Consider the following 15425-nt stretch of genomic DNA (forward strand, 5'->3'; position numbering starts at 1 on the left):
TCAGATCTCCGTTGCTGTGATCTTGGTGGTGCGCGGCAGGCAGAGGAAACGCTTGCCCGCCGTCAACACGATGTCGACGCCGCGCGGAAAGAGCGCACGGTTCTCGGTCCAGAGCCGCATGAAGGTCTCCGGCAGGCCGATAGGCGCGATCTCCGTCACGCTCTGGATGCCTGGGCCCATCAGCGCCAGCCTGCGGCCGCCCTCGAGTTCTGCGAGTTCGATGACAACAGTCGTCGAGCGGTCGGGATATTCCTGCGTGCCTGATGCAAAGAGACCGAAGGAGGAAAGTGCGGTGCCGGCCTCGGTGAAGGCAAAACGCGCCTCGGCTTTTTCGGTGGTCAACGGCGCGCCGGTATGGAAGCCGAGCCACTCCGGCAAAGCGGATCTCGCCAGTCCCTGGGAAAGCCAGACGGGCGTGTCGTGGTCGCAAAGCGTCAGCGCGATGGTGCCGGCGGCGATGCCGAGCGGTGCCGGCGGAGCGACATCGGGCTGAACGGTCTGGATCGTGCCGGGGCGGGCCGTGCCGTCCATCAGCATCTTGAAGACGCTCTGGGCATGGAAGACCGGCTCGGCAAAGCCGCCGGTCAGAGCTTCTGTCTTCAGACCCATCAGTTGTCTCCCCGCACCATGGTGAAGAAATCGACGCGTGTCGCCGCCGTCTCATCCGCCTTGCGGCGTTCGGCATCGGCGATCCGTTCGGCGATTGGTAAAAGCAGTGCCTGTTCGACGAAATCCTTCGTCGCGTCCTCCTGCCAGAGCGCGTCGAAGATCGCCGCAAGCCTGGCCTTCTCGCGGTCAGTGCCGAGCGCCTGTGCATGGCCGACCGAGCCGGTGTCGAGCCGGACCGTGGCCCGCGTCACGGTCACTTCGCCCAGATTGAAGGGAGCGCCGCCGCCGCCGATGCGTCCGCGCACCATCACCAGCCCGGTCTCCGGTCCGCGCACCTGATGGGCCACAGGCTTTTGCGGCAGCGCATCGAAGACCGCTGAGAGTTCGCTGCGCTCCGCGCGCGCCAGCAGATCGGCGGCGCGTTTGCGCCCGGATACCGTCTGTGACGCAGCGTCTGTCCTGTCCGCTAATATCATCGCCGCTTCCCTTAAAATGTCTATTGATATAGACAACCATACAAGAGATACTTAGCTCTAAATTGATGTCGTGACAAGCATGTGACATCCTACAGCGCCGCGCGCCTTTTAAGACGCGCAAAGGACGCTGTAGCAGAAGGCGTGAAATGGCAGGGCAGGGGTGGAATGGCGGGATTAAAGCAGGTGCAAAGGCAGACCGGCGTGGCGCTCTGGCGCCAGATCGCCGATCGGATTCGCGAGGCGATCAGCGCCGGAGCCTATGACGAAACGGGAATGGTGCCGCCGGAAACCGTGCTGGCTCTGCAATTCGGCGTCAACCGGCATACGGTGCGCAGTGCGCTGGCGGCACTGGCGCAGGAGGGTATCGTCCGTGCGGTACAAGGTCGCGGCACGCTGATCGAGCGCAAGGAGCGGCTGAATTTCCCGATCACGCGGCGCACGCGATTCACCGCCGGCATTGGCGATCAGGCGCGTGAAATGCGCGGCCTGTTGCTCGATGAGGCGCAGGAAGAAGCGAGTGCCGAGATCGCCCGCTGGCTGGGCCTGAACCCGGGAGAACAGGTGATCCGCCTGGAAACATTGCGCCAGGCAGACAAGCGGCCGGTTTCAAGGGCGACAAGCTGGTTTCCCGCCGAACGCTTTGCCGGTATCGGTGCGGCTTACCGGACGGAGGAATCGATCACCAAGGCTTTCGCCGAACTCGGCCTGCCGGATTATGTCCGGGCGACGACCGAGGTAACGGCCGCCCATGCGAGTGCAGCCGATATGGCCGACCTCGAACTCACTCCCGGTGCCATCCTGCTGATCGCCAAGGCGATGAATACCGATCTTGAGGGCGTGCCGGTGCAATATTCGATCAGCCGTTTCGCGGCCGACCGGGTGCAGTTCACCATCGAGAACTGAGCGCCTTTCCCCGCTGAAGCGGGGAAAGAGCAGGTGAGATCAATGTGCGCCCGACATGTCGCCGAGCACTTCCTTGGAAGCGACGGTGGAATCCGCCTTCAGCTTGTAGACCATCGGAACGCCGGTCGCGAGGTTGAGGGCGAGCACGCCTTCGCGGCTCAGCTTGTCGAGCACCATCACCAGCGAGCGCAGCGAATTGCCGTGTGCGGCAACCAGCACCTTCTCGCCTCTGAGCACGCGCGGCAGGATCTCGGTGAGGTAGTAGGGCCAGACGCGGGCGCCGGTGTCGCGCAGGCTTTCACCGCCGGGAGGCGGCACGTCATAGGAGCGGCGCCAGATATGCACCTGTTCCTCGCCCCATTTGGCGCGTGCATCGTCCTTGTTGAGGCCGGAGAGATCGCCGTAGTCGCGCTCGTTCAGCGCCTGGTCGCGGATCGTCTGGAGGTCGGGCTGGCCGACCTTGTCAAGGATGAGCTTCAGCGTGTGCTGCGCACGAACCAGCACCGAGGTATAGGCGACGTCGAATTTGATTCCGTATTCGGCGAGCGCCGCCCCGCCGGCATTGGCTTCCTGGACGCCGAGCTCGGTCAGATCGGGATCCTTCCAGCCGGTGAAGAGATTCTTCAGGTTCCAGTCACTCTGGCCGTGGCGAACGAGGACGAGGGTACCGCTCATAAATATGCCTCCGTAGTATCGTTATGAGGAAGAAAGCCCGAGCACGTCGAGCATGGAATAGAGACCCGGCTTCTTGTCGCGTGCCCAAAGGGCCGCCTTGATGGCGCCGCGCGCAAAGATCGAGCGGTCGGCCGCACTGTGCGACAGGGTGACAATTTCACCTTCTCCGGCAAAAAGCACGGAATGCTCGCCGATGACGGAGCCGCCGCGCAGCGTCGCAAAGCCGATCGTGCCCGCTTCGCGGGCGCCGGTATGGCCGTCGCGCACCCGGACCGACTTCGAGGCCAGATCGATGCTGCGCCCCTTTGCCGCAGCCTCGCCGAAGAGAAGGGCGGTGCCGGAAGGCGCATCTACCTTGTGCTTGTGGTGCATTTCCAGGATCTCGATATCCCAGTCATCAGGATCAAGCGCACGCGCTGCCTGCTCTGCGAGCACGCTGAGCAGATTGACCCCGAGGCTCATATTCCCCGACTTGACGATGCGGGCATGGCGGGCCGCCGCGGCGATCTTGGCATTGTCATCGGGTAAACAGCCGGTCGTGCCGATGACATGGACGATGCGGGCCTGCGCGGCGAGGCCTGAGAATTCCACCGTCGCAGCAGGCGAGGTGAAGTCGAGCACGCCTTCGGCATCGAGAAAGGCGTTGAGCGGATCGTCGCCGATGATGACACCGGTCGGGCCGAGACCGGCGATTTCGCCGGCATCCTTGCCGACGAAGGGCGAACCGGCGCGCTCGACCGCGGCATGCAGCCTGACCCCCTCGATCGAATGGATGAGCCGGATCAGCGTCTGCCCCATGCGTCCTGCTGCGCCAACCACCACCAGTTTCATCGCAGCATCGCTCATGTCAGTCTCGCCAGGTCAGTTTGAATCGGAGGCTGAAGGCCTCTGCAGGTTGTTGAGGCGAGCGTAAAGACCGTCGCTGACCTTCGCAAGCGTCTCGTGGTTGCCTTCCTCGACGACGCGGCCCTGCTGCATGACGACGATCTTGTCGGCGCGCACCACGGTCGAGAGCCGATGGGCGATGACGACGACGGTGCGTCCGCTCATCGCTTCGTCGAGCGCCTTCTGCACGGCTGCTTCGGATTCGGTGTCGAGGGCCGAGGTCGCCTCGTCGAGAAGCAGGATCGGCGCATTGCGCACCAGGGCGCGTGCGATCGATAGCCGCTGGCGCTGGCCGCCCGAAAGCGTCACGCCGTTTTCGCCGACCGGCGTCTCGTAACCCTGTGGCTGTGCTGATATGAAGTCATGCGCATAGGCAAGCCGCGCCGCCTCTTCCACCTCGGTATCGGTCGCTTCCGGCCGGCCATAGCGGATATTGTCGCGGATCGTGCCCTCGAACAGATAGGGTTGCTGCGAGACATAGGCGAGCTGCTGGCGCAGCGACTTCTTGGTGATGTGGGCGATGTCCTGCCCGTCGATCAGGATTTCGCCTTCGCGCGGATCATAGAAGCGCGGAATGAGGCTGATGACGGTGGATTTGCCGGCGCCGGAGGGCCCGACCAGCGCCGTGGTCGCGCCGCCCTCGGCGGTGAAACTGACGCCGCTGAGTACGCTCTCATTGCCGTAGGCGAAGGAAACATTGCGGAATTCGATCCTTGCCTGCGTCACCGTCAGCGGCCGGGCATCCGGCAGGTCGCGCTGGCGCGGTTCCATGTCGAGCAGTTCATAGATCATCCGCGCATTGACGACGGCGCGCTCCATCTGCACCTGCAGGCGGGCAAGCCGGCGGGCCGGGTCATAGGCAAGCAGCAGCGCCGTGACGAAGGAGAAGAAGGCGCCGGGCGGCACATTGAAGTAGATCGAGCGGTAGGCGGCATAGGCAAGCACGCTGGCGACGGCAAAACCCGCGAAACTTTCCGTCAGAGGAGAGGTGCGCTCGGAAAGCCGAGCAATCCGGTTGGCCCGGCTTTCGGCGCCTTTGATGAGCTTGTTGACCTTGCGCTCCAGCTCTTCTTCCATCGTGAAGGCTTTCACGATGGCGATGCCTTGGATCGTCTCCTGCATGGCGCCGAGAACGTGGCTGTTCAGATGCACGGCCTCGCGAGTCGCCGAGCGCAGCCGCTTCGAAACATAGCGCAGCGCATAAAGCAGCGGCGGCGCCATGATGAACACGGCAAGGCTGAGCAACGGATCCTGCAGGATCATCACGGCGAGCAGCGAAACGAAAGTCAAAAGGTCGCGCACCGTCGAGGTGATCGTCAGGTTGAGCACGTCGCGAATGCCGCTGACATTCTGGCTCACCTGCGCGGCGATATGGGCAGAGCGCGCCTCGCTGAAGAAGCCGACCGAAAGCGTCATCAGATGCGCATAGAGCCGGCGCTGGTAACGGGCGACGATATCGTTGCCGACCTTGGAAAGCGCCACCGCCTGGCCATAGCTCGCAAAACCGCGCAGCACGAAGGCGATGAAGATCGAAAGACAGATGATCCAGACGACGTCGGCGCGCCGATTGGCGAAGGCCTCGTCGATGATCGCCCGCATGATCCAGGCGGTGAACGCCGTCGAAAGCGCCACCACGATGAGGCAGGCGATCGCAAAGACATAGCCCCACAGATGATCGCGGCCGTTTTCAGCGATGATTCGCTTCAGGATGCCGGTTACGGTATCGCTGCTGACGCCCTGCGTTCTGCTTTCCGCCGCTTCCAAATAGGATTTCCTGTCTCGGACCAAGCGCCCCGCGATGACGAAGCGCACTTTTGCCGGGGTCTATAAAGAGTTGGGACTGGTTTGGCTAGAGCGCCGCGCGTCCGCCAGGACGCGCCAAGAACGCTGTATTTCTTTGCGCGCCAGGCTTAACGCCGCCAGCGGCGGCCTTCCGTCGAGACGCCGAAATTCGCCGGCATGCGCGCATAGGAGGAAAGCCCGGCAAGCGCTGCCAGCGGATGTGTCACCACATAGGTCGGGATGGTCCGAAGCAGCGCCGTATGCGGCGCCTTGTCCTCGAAGGCGATACGGAATTCCGGCTTCTTCAGCGCCGGGATGATCTTCTGCGAGATGCCGCCGGAGAGATAGACGCCGCCGCGCGCCATGAACACCATCGCCATGTCGCCCGCCACGCGGCCGAGATAGGTGGCAAACAGCGAGACGGTCTCTATGGCTGCCTTGTCGCTGCCGGCAAGCGCGTGCGAGGTGATGTCGGCGGGATCCTTCATCGTCGGCTGGATGCCGTCGACAATGCAGATGGCATGATAGAGGTTGACGAGGCCACGGCCGCAGAGGATCTGCTCGGCCGAGACGCGGCCTTCGATCGTCTCGATATGCGGGAAGATTTCGTAGTCGCGCTTGCTGCGCGGTCCGAGATCGACATGGCCGCCTTCGCCGGGAACCGGGATCCAGCTGTGCTGGGCATGGACGAGCCCGCCGACACCGAGGCCGGTGCCCGGTCCGAGCACGACGCGGGAGGCGATCATGTCGCCGGTGGCGTCGCCGATGCGTTCGCGGTTTTCATCCGACAGGGCGGCGATTGCCAGCGCCTGCGCCTCGAAATCGTTGACAACGAGCACGTCCTCCATGCCGAGGCCCTCGATCATCGTCTTTGGCCGCACCACCCAGTCGCAATTGGTCAGCGGGATCTCGTCGTCGTTGATCGGGCCGGCGACGGCGAGGATTGCCGAGCGCGGCTGCACGGCGGTCTTGTCGAGAACGCCTTGCTGGATCGCTTCGTCGATCGTGGCGAAGTCCGCCGTGCGCACGTTCGGAAACTGCTTCGGCTCGGCATAGGCATCGCTCAGGATGGAGAAGCGGGCATTTGTGCCGCCGATATCGCCGATCAGGATCGGGAAAGGCAGCGGAGCGGTGCTGTTGTTCGGTTTTGGCATGGCCGGTTCCGTGCTGATCAGGCTTCGAGCGTGGGAAGAAGTTTTATAGCGGTCGCGTGGTTGAGCGCCATCGGAATATCATAGACGATCGCCAGCCGCATCAATGCCTTCACGTCGACATCGTGCGGCATCGGCGTCAAGGGGTCGACGAAGAAGATCAGGGCGTCGACCTCACCGGTCGAAATCAGCGCGCCGATCTGCTGGTCGCCGCCGAGCGGCCCGCTTTTCAACCTGGTGACGTCAAGATCGGGGGCGGCGTCGAGCACGCGCCCGCCGGTCGTGCCGGTGGCGACGATCTTCCAGCGGGAGAGAATGTCCCTGTTGGCGCGGGCGAAATCGGCCATGTCGTCCTTTTTCTGGTCATGCGCAATCAATGCAAGGCATTTGCCGCCGGCCATCAACCCCTCCGCCCGAACAATTCAATCGATTTGACCGCTTTATACCAAGAATTTGCGATTTGAAAGACAGCGTAACTTGGTCTCGGTCTCACGGCTGGGGCCTCGGATTCGGTCCCAGGCCTCGGTCCCAGGGTTTGGTCATTGTATCGCCGGCTTGTCGTTCGGAACCGGGCCGACATCGGGCAAGGCGCCGTCGGCGTCGGCGGCAGGCGCTGCTGCGGGCGCGGCGGTGAGCGCGCTTGCGGCGGAAGGTCCGCCATAGGTGGCGGCCTGCATCGAGGCGACGGAAGCAGCATCGAGCACGGCGGCACACGCCTTGGGCAGATCGGAAACCATCATCTCGCGCGGCGGCTTCGGCGGCTTGGCGCCGGGCTTCGGCGGTTTTGGCGGTGCCCAGGGCGCCGGCGTGAACCACCAGGCGAGCGACTTGTCGCAGCCGTCGCCGGCAGCGACGGGAGCCTGCGGCGTGCATCCCGCAGCACCTGGCGGGCACTTGATGCGGATGTGGAAATGCGAGTCATGGCCGTATTCCGGCCGAAGCTTGCCGAGATTGGTGCGGTCGCCCGTCCAGGTGTCGCACATCTTCTTCTTGATCGCCGGATTGACGAAAATGCGCTCCACCTCGGGATAGCTTGCCGCCAGCATCAGCAGCCGCGCGCGCGATTGCGTCCACACCCTGGGGTCGACGGTCAGGAACTTGTCCTTTTGCAGCATGGTGGTGAAGGGCAGGTTCTCGCGCTCCTCGGCGGTCATGCGGCGCGCTGGCATCGGCGTGAACCAGACGTCGGCATCGAGACCGATCTGATGCGAGGCATGGCCATTGAACATTGGCCCGCCGCGAGGCTGCGCAATGTCGCCGACGAGAATGCCCGGCCAGCCCGCATATTTGGCCCCGTCCTGCGAAAGACGTTCGAGCAGCGAGATCATCGCCGGATTGCCCCAGCGGCGATTGCGCGAAAGCCGCATCGCCTCCCAGGTCGGCCCGTCGGTCGGCAGCGCCACCGCACCCGTCATGCAGCCCTTTGCGTAAAAGCCGATCGGCTGTGCCGGTCCCTGCGTCGGCAGGCTGACGGCGCCGAACTGCCCCTTGGCGCTGCCCGGGCTCGGCGTCTTCTGCTCCGCACCGACGTCGCCGGCGGCAAGGCTTGCGCCGATTGCGCCGGCAAGCGTCAGTTTGCCGAATGTCCTGAAAGCCTGAGCGAAGCCGAAAGCCATACTGTTCCCTTGAACCGCTGCCGAAGTGATTTGCGATCGAATCTATCGTGAAAAGCGATTTTGGTGAATCGATGTTTTGGCTGGCGGTGGGAGAAGAAGGCGGTGACGGATCGCCGCAGCGGCTCAGGCATTGGCGACGATCTCCGCGGTTTTCCGGATCCGCGCCAGCCGCGGCAGGACGTACCGGCAGGAAAAATCATGCATTTCAGGCGAAAAGCTGGTCATCGCATCCTCGGCGGCGATGACGGCGTAGTTATGCGCGAAGGCATCGCGTATGGTCGATTCGACGCCGAAATTGGTGGCGATGCCGGCAAGGATCACCGTCCTGACGCCGCGGCGGCGCAACTGCAGATCCATCTCGGTGCCGTAAAAGGCGCTCCAGTGATGCTTGACGATATGGACGTCGGCGGCAAGGGCCGCAATCTCCGGCGGCACCGCAAGGGCTGCGGCCGGCAGCCCGCCTTCCGGAAAGTGCAGCGCTTCGTCGGCCGGCTGGTTGACAGCATCGGCATAGTCCGGGGAGAATCCGACGGTGGCGAGGATGACCGTTCCGCCGGCTGCCTTCAGGCTGGTGGCGATGGCGGCGGTGTTTTCGATGACCTGCTGGCCGGAATGGGGCGCCAGCGCCCGGCCAAGGACGAGGCCTTGCAGATCGATGGAAATGAGCGCGGTGGTTTTGGGATCGTAAAGCGGCATGAAAGGGCTCCATAAAACATGAGGATATCCTCACAATGAAAAATATGAGGGAGGCCTCACAAAAATCAAGCCCCGAGCCGCAGACCCGTCTTCCGAAACGCCAGCGCGGCCATGAGCGTGTCGCCACACTGCTCGAAGCTGCCGCCGCGGTCTTTCTTGAAAAAGGGTACGAAGCCGCAACGATGACCGAAATCGCCGCCGCCGCCAGCTCCTCGATCGGCTCGCTTTATCAATTCTTTCCGACGAAGCTCCTTCTCGCCGAGGCGCTGCATGTCGATCGGCTGCAGCATTTCAACGCGGCACTGGCGGTGCTCGAAGACGAATCCGCGGGAATGACTGCCGCCGAGATCGGCGATGCGGTCTTTACGAGGCTCGCGCGTTTCATCGAAGAGTTCCCGGAATTTCCTGTTCTGGCGGCCAGGCGCGACATTCCCAAGGAGCGCAAGACACGCTCACGCGCCGAAATGCGGGCCAGCATCGTCGCCCTGCTGAGGAGGGCCGATCCTCCGGTGGAGCCCGATGTGGATCTGCTTGCGGCCCTCATATTGGAGCTTCTGCGCATCGTCGTTGCCGCCGCCTACGATCCCGATAGCGCCGGCGACCCGCGCCTCGTGGCAGAGTTGCGCCGCATGTTGCGAAGGCGGCTCGAAGAGGCGACGCCTTGACACGGACCCGATGGCTCAAAATTTCGCGAGCCCGGCAAAAACCAAACTCTCTCCTGTTTTTCGCCCGTATTTTTCGTATTGTCGAACCCATCAATAATCAGGGGAAAGCGTGAATGGCGGCTCTGTGGTCGAAGATCGGTTTGTTTCTATCGCTTGCGGGCGCTCTCGTTCCCCTCTCGTCCAGGGCTGAGGACCAGGAATTCCGCATCGGAAGTTCGGTCATTAACGAACTGAAATACCAGCCCGGCTTCACCCATTTCGACTACGTCAATACCAACGCCCCAAAGGGCGGCGACCTGCGCCTTTCGACAACAGGCACCTTCGATACCTTCAATCCGCTGCTGGAAAAGGGCGAAGTGGCGACCGGAGTGGCGCTGGTCTACGATACTCTCATGAAACCCGCCGATGACGAGGTTCTCGCTTCCTACGGCCTGCTTGCCGAAGGGCTCTCCTTTCCCCCGGATGTCTCCAGCGCGACCTTCCGCCTGCGCAAGGAGGCGAAATGGGCGGACGGCCAGCCAGTAACGCCGGAAGATGTGGTCTTCAGCTTCGACAAATCCAAGGAGCTCAATCCGCTCAACTTCAATTATTACAGCCATGTGGTGAAAGCCGAAAAGACCGGAGATCGCGACGTCACCTTCACTTTCGACGAGAAGAATAACCGCGAGCTTCCGAATATTCTCGGCCAATTGACGATCGTGCCGAAACATTGGTGGGAAGCGCCGGGACCGGATGGCAAGCCGCGCGACATCTCTAAGACGACGCTGGAACCCGTCATGGGCTCCGGTCCCTACAGGATTGCCGATTTCTCTCCGGGCGCGACCACTCGTTTCGAATTGCGCGATGACTATTGGGGCAAGGACCTCAACGTGAATGTCGGCCAGAACAATTTCCGTAACATCATCTACACCTATTTCGGTGATCGGGATGTCGAGTTCGAGGCCTTCCGCGCCGCCAACGTGGACTATCGCCAGGAAAACCAGGCAAGCCGGTGGGCAACGGCTTACGACTTTCCTGCTGTGAAGGATGGCCGCGTCAAGCGCGAGGAGCCGCCGAACGCGCTGCGCGCCACGGGCATCATGCAGGCTTTTGTACCCAATATGCGACGCGACCTCTTCAAAGACATCAAGGTGCGCGAGGCATTGAACTATGCCTTCGATTTCGAGGACCTCAACCGCAACCTCGCCTTCAATGCCTTCGAGCGGATCGACAGCTATTTCTGGAACACCGAACTCGCTTCCTCCGGCCTGCCGCAGGGACGGGAGCTGGAAATACTGCAAGGTCTGAAGGACAAGGTTCCGCCGGAAGTGTTCACAACGCCGTACACCAATCCCGTTGCCGGTGATCCGCAGAAAATCCGTGACAATCTGCGCAAGGCCATTGCTCTTTTCAAAGAGGCCGGCTGGGAGCTCAAGGGCAATCGCATGGTCAACGCGAAGACCGGCCAGCCGATGAGCTTCGAAATCCTCTTGTCCAACCCGTCCTTCGAACGCTCGGTCCTTCCCTATGCGAACAACCTCAAGAAGATCGGGATTGATGCCCGTCTGCGCACCGTCGATGCCTCGCAATATACGAACCGCGTCAGAAGCTTCGATTACGACATGATCTGGGGCATCTGGGGCGAGACGATGAATCCGGGCAACGAGCAAGCCGACTACTGGGGTTCTGACGCGGCGAAACAGCCCGGCTCGCGCAACTATGCCGGCATCGCCGATCCGGCCGTCGATGCCTTGATCCGCATGATCATTTTCGCGCCGAACCGGGACGAGCAGGTCGCGTCGATCAAGGCCATGGATCGCGTCTTGCTTGCCAATCACTATGTCGTGCCATTGTTTTATTCCAGGACGTCTCGCCTCGCCTATTGGAACAGGATCACCCGGCCGGCCGAGTTTCCGGCCTATGGCCTGGGTTTCCCCGATGCTTGGTGGTCGACCTCGGCAAAATGAGCGGGCTTGCAATGCAGGGGCCCTCGGCTCCAAATGGCACGAGCGAATCACGACAAGCCGGCAGGGCCGGCAAGGGAAGGCTGGCGGATTGAGCGGCATGAGACTGGACGGCAGGCAGACAGGAAAAACATTCCCGGAGGCTGAAGGCTGATGGGCGCCTATATTCTTCGCCGCCTGCTTCTAATGATCCCGACCATCGTCGGCATCATGGCGATTTCCTTCATCGTCATCCAGTTCGCGCCCGGCGGTCCCGTCGAGCAGGTGATCGCCCAATTGACCGGTCAGGCCGATAGTGCCGACCAGCGCCTGTCCGGCGGTGGCGATCTTCTCGGCGGCACTGGCAGCGATGAAGGCTCGAAATATCGCGGTGCCCAGGGCCTCGATCCGGAACTGATCGCCAAGCTCGAAAAGCAGTTCGGCTTCGACAAGCCGCCGCTGACCCGTTTTGGCGAGATGATGTGGAATTACAGCCGCTTCGATTTCGGCGAGAGCTTCTTCCGCAACACCTCCGTGCTCGAACTCATCAAGGAGAAGCTGCCGGTGTCGATCTCGCTCGGCATCTGGATCCTGATCTTCTCCTATGCCATCTCCATCCCGCTTGGTATCCGCAAGGCGATCAAGGATGGATCGACCTTCGATGTCTGGACGTCGGGCGTCATCGTCGTCGGTTACGCCGTACCGAGCTTCCTCTTCGGCATTCTCCTGATCGTGCTTTTTGCCGGCGGCTCCTTCTACGACTGGTTTCCACTGCGCGGCCTGGTCTCCGACAATTTCGATCAGCTGGCCTGGTGGCAGAAGCCGCTCGACTATTTCTGGCACCTCACCTTGCCGCTGATCTCGCTCTCCCTGTCCGCCTTCGCGACGACGACGCTTTTGACCAAGAATTCCTTCATCGAGGAGATCAAGAAGCAATATGTCGTCACCGCCCGCGCCAAGGGTCTGAACCAGCGGCAGGTACTCTATGGCCATGTCTTTCGCAACGCCATGCTGATCATCATTGCCGGTTTTCCCGGCGCCTTCATTTCCGCTTTTTTCACTGGCTCGCTGCTGATCGAAAACATCTTCTCGCTCGATGGCCTCGGCCGTCTCGGCTATCTCTCGGTCATTAACCGGGATTACCCGATCGTCTTCGCCACGCTCTATATCTTCTCGCTGCTCGGCCTCGTCGTCAGCCTGGTTTCCGACCTGATCTACACCTGGATCGATCCGCGCATCGATTTCGAGCGGAGGGATGTCTGATGGACGCCGCCGCAAATCCTGCCGTCGCAACACCCGTCAAGCCGCCGCGCAAGGGCCTGCTCTCGCCGACCAACATTCGCCGCTGGCAGAATTTCCGCGCGAACGGCCGCGGTTACTGGTCGCTGTGGCTGTTCATGCTGCTGTTTATCCTCAGCCTGTTTGCCGAGTTCATCGCCAACGACCGGCCCATCATCGCCTCCTACAAGGGCGAGGTCCTGTTTCCGGTCCTCATCGATTATCCCGAGGAGAAGTTCGGCGGCTTCCTGGCCGAAACCGACTATCGTTCTTCGGTCATTGCCGACGAGATCAATGCCAATGGCTGGATGGTCTGGCCGCCGATCCGCTATTCCTACCGCTCGGTCAATTCCAACATTCCGCATTCGGCGCCCACCGCCCCCTTCTGGCTGATGACGAAGGAGGAGCGCTGCGCCGGCTACCCGCAAGGGGGGAACGATCCGGATTGCACCCTCGGCAATCTCAACTGGCTCGGCACTGACGATCAGGCGCGCGACGTGCTGGCGCGCGTCATCTACGGTTTCCGCATATCGGTGCTTTTTGGCCTGGTGCTGACCATCTGCTCGGCAATCATCGGCGTGACGGCAGGCGCGGTGCAGGGCTATTTCGGCGGTTGGACCGATCTGCTGTTGCAGCGCTTTATCGAGATCTGGTCGTCGATGCCGGTGCTCTACATCCTGCTGATCATCGCCGCCCTGCTGCCGCCCGGCTTCTTCGTGCTGCTCGGCATCATGCTGCTCTTCTCCTGGGTCGGCTTCGTCGGCATCGTGCGTGCCGAATTCCTGCGCGCCCGCAATTTCGAATATGTCCGCGCCGCCCGCGCGCTCGGCGTCAACAATCGCACCATCATGTGGCGCCATCTGCTGCCGAACGCCATGGTCGCGACGCTGACCTTCCTGCCCTTCATCCTCTCCGGCTCGATCACCACGCTGACCTCGCTCGATTTCCTCGGCTTCGGCATGCCGCCGGGCTCCCCCTCGCTCGGCGAGATGATCGCGCAGGGCAAGACCAATCTGCAGGCGCCATGGCTCGGGCTGACGGCCTTCTTTGCCATGTCGATCATGCTTTCCTTGCTGATCTTCATCGGCGAAGCAGTGCGCGATGCCTTCGATCCGAGGAAGACGTTTCAATGAGTGACATGCCAGAACCGCTGCTTTCCGTCCGCGATCTCTCTGTTGCCTTTCATCAGGGCGGCGAGACCTCGCTTGCCGTCGATCACATCTCCTTTAATATCGCCAAAGGCGAGGTCGTGGCGCTCGTCGGCGAATCCGGCTCCGGCAAGTCGGTCTCGGCCAACTCGATCCTGCGGCTTTTGCCTTATCCGTCCGCAAGCCATCCCTCCGGCGAAATCCTGTTCAAGGGCAAGGACCTCCTGAAGGCATCGGAGCGGGCGCTGCGGGAAGTGCGCGGCAACGACATCACCATGATCTTCCAGGAGCCGATGACCTCGCTCAATCCGCTTCATACGATCGAGAAGCAGATCGCCGAGATCCTGGCCTTGCACCAGGGCCTCACCGGCCAGCCGGCGCGCCAGCGTGTGCTGGAATTGCTGAACCAGGTCGGTATCCGCGAGCCGGAGAAGCGGTTGAAGGCCTATCCGCACGAGCTCTCCGGCGGCCAGCGCCAGCGCGTCATGATCGCCATGGCGCTCGCCAACCGGCCGGAGCTGCTGATCGCCGACGAGCCGACAACCGCGCTCGACGTCACCGTGCAGGCGCAGATCCTCGAATTGCTCCGGCAGTTGAAGGCCGTCCACGGCATGTCGCTGCTGTTCATCACCCATGATCTCGGCATCGTGCGCAAATTCGCCGATCGCGTCTGCGTCATGACCAAGGGCAAGATCGTCGAAACCGGCACCGTCGAGGACGTCTTCGCCAATCCGAAGCACGACTATACCCGGCACCTTCTCGCCTCCGAGCCGCGCGGCGAACCACCGCTGGCCGATCCGTCGAAACCGATGGTAATGGAAGGTTCGGATATCCGCGTCTGGTTCCCGATCAAATCAGGGCTGATGCGTCGTGTCGTCGATCACGTCAAGGCGGTCGACGGCATCGATCTATCGCTGCGCGCCGGCCAGACGCTCGGCGTCGTCGGCGAGTCCGGCTCCGGCAAGACCACGCTCGGCCTGGCGCTCACCCGACTGATTTCCTCGCAAGGGCGGATCGCCTTCGTCGGCAAGGATATAGCCGGCTATTCGTTTAGCGAGATGCGGCCGCTGCGCAACCAGCTGCAGGTCGTCTTCCAGGATCCCTATGGCTCGCTCAGTCCGCGCATGTCGGTCGGCGATATCGTCGCCGAAGGGCTGAAGGTGCATGAGCGCTCCCTTTCCGCTGAAGAACGCGACCAGCGTGTCTGCTGGGCGCTGGAGGAGGTGGGTCTCGATCCGCTGACCCGCTGGCGTTATCCGCACGAATTCTCCGGCGGCCAGCGCCAGCGCATCGCCATCGCCCGGGCCATGGTGCTGAAGCCGCGCTTCGTCATGCTCGACGAGCCGACCTCTGCGCTCGACATGAGCGTGCAGGCGCAGGTGGTCGATCTGCTGCGCGATCTGCAGAAGAAGCACGACCTCGCCTATCTCTTCATCAGCCACGATCTGAAGGTGGTGAAGGCGCTCGCCAACGACGTCATCGTCATGCGGTTCGGGAAGGTGGTGGAGCAGGGACCGTCCTCGGAAATCTTCCGCGCGCCGAAGAACGATTACACCAGGGCGCTGATGGCCGCCGCTTTCAACATCGAGGCGGTGCCAACGCTCGCCGTGCAGCAGTAA

Annotated in this window: 15 protein-coding genes; 6 read left to right on the top strand and 9 right to left on the bottom strand. The window is 62.4% G+C overall.

Translation table 11 applies throughout. The features are described from left to right. Together phnH and phnG are read right to left on the bottom strand one after the other, a co-directional pair. The gene (gene phnH, locus ELH03_RS22595; RefSeq protein ID WP_128405589.1) at positions 1 to 609 is read right to left on the bottom strand and encodes a phosphonate C-P lyase system protein PhnH; all 609 of its coding nucleotides are present in this window, start codon (positions 607 to 609) and stop codon (positions 1 to 3) included. Then, positions 609 to 1085, bottom strand: coding sequence for a phosphonate C-P lyase system protein PhnG (phnG, locus tag ELH03_RS22600; protein ID WP_128405588.1), 477 nt, complete (start codon positions 1083 to 1085; stop codon positions 609 to 611). Before phnG ends, phnH begins: the two co-directional genes overlap by 1 nt. Before the next feature lie 165 nt (positions 1086 to 1250). Between phnG and phnF the strand changes: the two genes are divergently transcribed. Continuing rightward, positions 1251 to 1988: a phosphonate metabolism transcriptional regulator PhnF gene (phnF, locus tag ELH03_RS22605; protein ID WP_130766657.1), complete on the top strand. Its 738-nt coding sequence runs from the start codon at positions 1251 to 1253 to the stop codon at positions 1986 to 1988. 39 nt (positions 1989 to 2027) lie between these two features. On the opposite strand, the gene ELH03_RS22610 is transcribed toward phnF, so the two are convergent. The 7 genes from ELH03_RS22610 to ELH03_RS22640 all read right to left on the bottom strand — a co-directional run bounded on the left by ELH03_RS22610 (position 2028) and on the right by ELH03_RS22640 (position 8793). Beyond that, positions 2028 to 2663, bottom strand: a complete 636-nt coding sequence (locus ELH03_RS22610) for a 2,3-bisphosphoglycerate-dependent phosphoglycerate mutase (protein ID WP_128405586.1) — start codon at positions 2661 to 2663, stop codon at positions 2028 to 2030. A gap of 21 nt (positions 2664 to 2684) precedes the next feature. Then, a complete protein-coding gene (dapB, locus tag ELH03_RS22615) occupies positions 2685 to 3509 on the bottom strand; it encodes a 4-hydroxy-tetrahydrodipicolinate reductase (RefSeq protein ID WP_128409930.1) in 825 nt (274 codons plus the stop codon). A 15-nt stretch (positions 3510 to 3524) separates the two neighbouring features. Next, on the bottom strand, positions 3525 to 5312 hold the full coding sequence (locus tag ELH03_RS22620) for an ABC transporter ATP-binding protein (protein ID WP_128405584.1): 1788 nt from the start codon (positions 5310 to 5312) through the stop codon (positions 3525 to 3527). Positions 5313 to 5458: 146 nt separating this feature from the next. Further along, entirely contained in the window at positions 5459 to 6484 is a 1026-nt protein-coding gene (locus ELH03_RS22625; RefSeq protein ID WP_128405583.1) for a glucokinase, read from the bottom strand. 17 nt (positions 6485 to 6501) lie between these two features. Next, complete coding sequence (locus tag ELH03_RS22630; protein WP_003583482.1) at positions 6502 to 6882, bottom strand: methylglyoxal synthase; 381 nt, start codon at positions 6880 to 6882, stop codon at positions 6502 to 6504. 138 nt (positions 6883 to 7020) lie between these two features. Then, positions 7021 to 8097: a penicillin-insensitive murein endopeptidase gene (gene mepA, locus ELH03_RS22635; RefSeq protein WP_128405582.1), complete on the bottom strand. Its 1077-nt coding sequence runs from the start codon at positions 8095 to 8097 to the stop codon at positions 7021 to 7023. Between the two features lie 123 nt (positions 8098 to 8220). Next, entirely contained in the window at positions 8221 to 8793 is a 573-nt protein-coding gene (locus ELH03_RS22640) for an isochorismatase family protein (protein WP_130766658.1), read from the bottom strand. 35 nt (positions 8794 to 8828) lie between these two features. Here ELH03_RS22640 and ELH03_RS22645 point away from each other — a divergent pair, with 35 nt between their 5' ends. The 5 genes from ELH03_RS22645 (at position 8829) to ELH03_RS22665 (ending at position 15425) form a co-directional block, all read left to right on the top strand. Next, positions 8829 to 9458 (top strand): TetR/AcrR family transcriptional regulator, encoded by a 630-nt coding sequence (locus ELH03_RS22645; RefSeq protein WP_128404533.1) that lies wholly within the window; start codon positions 8829 to 8831, stop codon positions 9456 to 9458. A gap of 113 nt (positions 9459 to 9571) precedes the next feature. Further along, positions 9572 to 11404 (top strand): extracellular solute-binding protein, encoded by a 1833-nt coding sequence (locus ELH03_RS22650; RefSeq protein ID WP_128404534.1) that lies wholly within the window; start codon positions 9572 to 9574, stop codon positions 11402 to 11404. Between the two features lie 150 nt (positions 11405 to 11554). Next, positions 11555 to 12643 carry a microcin C ABC transporter permease YejB gene (locus ELH03_RS22655; protein ID WP_128404535.1) on the top strand — a complete coding sequence of 363 codons (1089 nt, stop codon included), beginning with the start codon at positions 11555 to 11557 and terminating at the stop codon, positions 12641 to 12643. Then, positions 12643 to 13791 carry an ABC transporter permease gene (locus tag ELH03_RS22660; RefSeq protein ID WP_128404536.1) on the top strand — a complete coding sequence of 383 codons (1149 nt, stop codon included), beginning with the start codon at positions 12643 to 12645 and terminating at the stop codon, positions 13789 to 13791. Before ELH03_RS22655 ends, ELH03_RS22660 begins: the two co-directional genes overlap by 1 nt. Beyond that, positions 13788 to 15425 (top strand): ABC transporter ATP-binding protein, encoded by a 1638-nt coding sequence (locus ELH03_RS22665; RefSeq protein WP_128404537.1) that lies wholly within the window; start codon positions 13788 to 13790, stop codon positions 15423 to 15425. Before ELH03_RS22660 ends, ELH03_RS22665 begins: the two co-directional genes overlap by 4 nt.

It is taken from the genome of Rhizobium beringeri (assembly GCF_004306515.1).
Lineage (GTDB): Bacteria > Pseudomonadota > Alphaproteobacteria > Rhizobiales > Rhizobiaceae > Rhizobium > Rhizobium beringeri.

What these genes read in the sequence shown, in the direction of transcription:
- phnH (WP_128405589.1), bottom strand. Translation starts at nt 609, where the DNA reads ATGGGTCTGAAGACAGAAGCTCTGACCGGCGGCTTTGCCGAGCCGGTC.
- phnG (WP_128405588.1), bottom strand. Translation starts at nt 1,085, where the DNA reads ATGATATTAGCGGACAGGACAGACGCTGCGTCACAGACGGTATCCGGG.
- phnF (WP_130766657.1), top strand. Translation starts at nt 1,251, where the DNA reads ATGGCGGGATTAAAGCAGGTGCAAAGGCAGACCGGCGTGGCGCTCTGG.
- ELH03_RS22610 (WP_128405586.1), bottom strand. Translation starts at nt 2,663, where the DNA reads ATGAGCGGTACCCTCGTCCTCGTTCGCCACGGCCAGAGTGACTGGAAC.
- dapB (WP_128409930.1), bottom strand. Translation starts at nt 3,509, where the DNA reads ATGAGCGATGCTGCGATGAAACTGGTGGTGGTTGGCGCAGCAGGACGC.
- ELH03_RS22625 (WP_128405583.1), bottom strand. Translation starts at nt 6,484, where the DNA reads ATGCCAAAACCGAACAACAGCACCGCTCCGCTGCCTTTCCCGATCCTG.
- ELH03_RS22630 (WP_003583482.1), bottom strand. Translation starts at nt 6,882, where the DNA reads ATGGCCGGCGGCAAATGCCTTGCATTGATTGCGCATGACCAGAAAAAG.
- mepA (WP_128405582.1), bottom strand. Translation starts at nt 8,097, where the DNA reads ATGGCTTTCGGCTTCGCTCAGGCTTTCAGGACATTCGGCAAACTGACG.
- ELH03_RS22640 (WP_130766658.1), bottom strand. Translation starts at nt 8,793, where the DNA reads ATGCCGCTTTACGATCCCAAAACCACCGCGCTCATTTCCATCGATCTG.
- ELH03_RS22645 (WP_128404533.1), top strand. Translation starts at nt 8,829, where the DNA reads ATGAAAAATATGAGGGAGGCCTCACAAAAATCAAGCCCCGAGCCGCAG.
- ELH03_RS22650 (WP_128404534.1), top strand. Translation starts at nt 9,572, where the DNA reads ATGGCGGCTCTGTGGTCGAAGATCGGTTTGTTTCTATCGCTTGCGGGC.
- ELH03_RS22655 (WP_128404535.1), top strand. Translation starts at nt 11,555, where the DNA reads ATGGGCGCCTATATTCTTCGCCGCCTGCTTCTAATGATCCCGACCATC.
- ELH03_RS22660 (WP_128404536.1), top strand. Translation starts at nt 12,643, where the DNA reads ATGGACGCCGCCGCAAATCCTGCCGTCGCAACACCCGTCAAGCCGCCG.
- ELH03_RS22665 (WP_128404537.1), top strand. Translation starts at nt 13,788, where the DNA reads ATGAGTGACATGCCAGAACCGCTGCTTTCCGTCCGCGATCTCTCTGTT.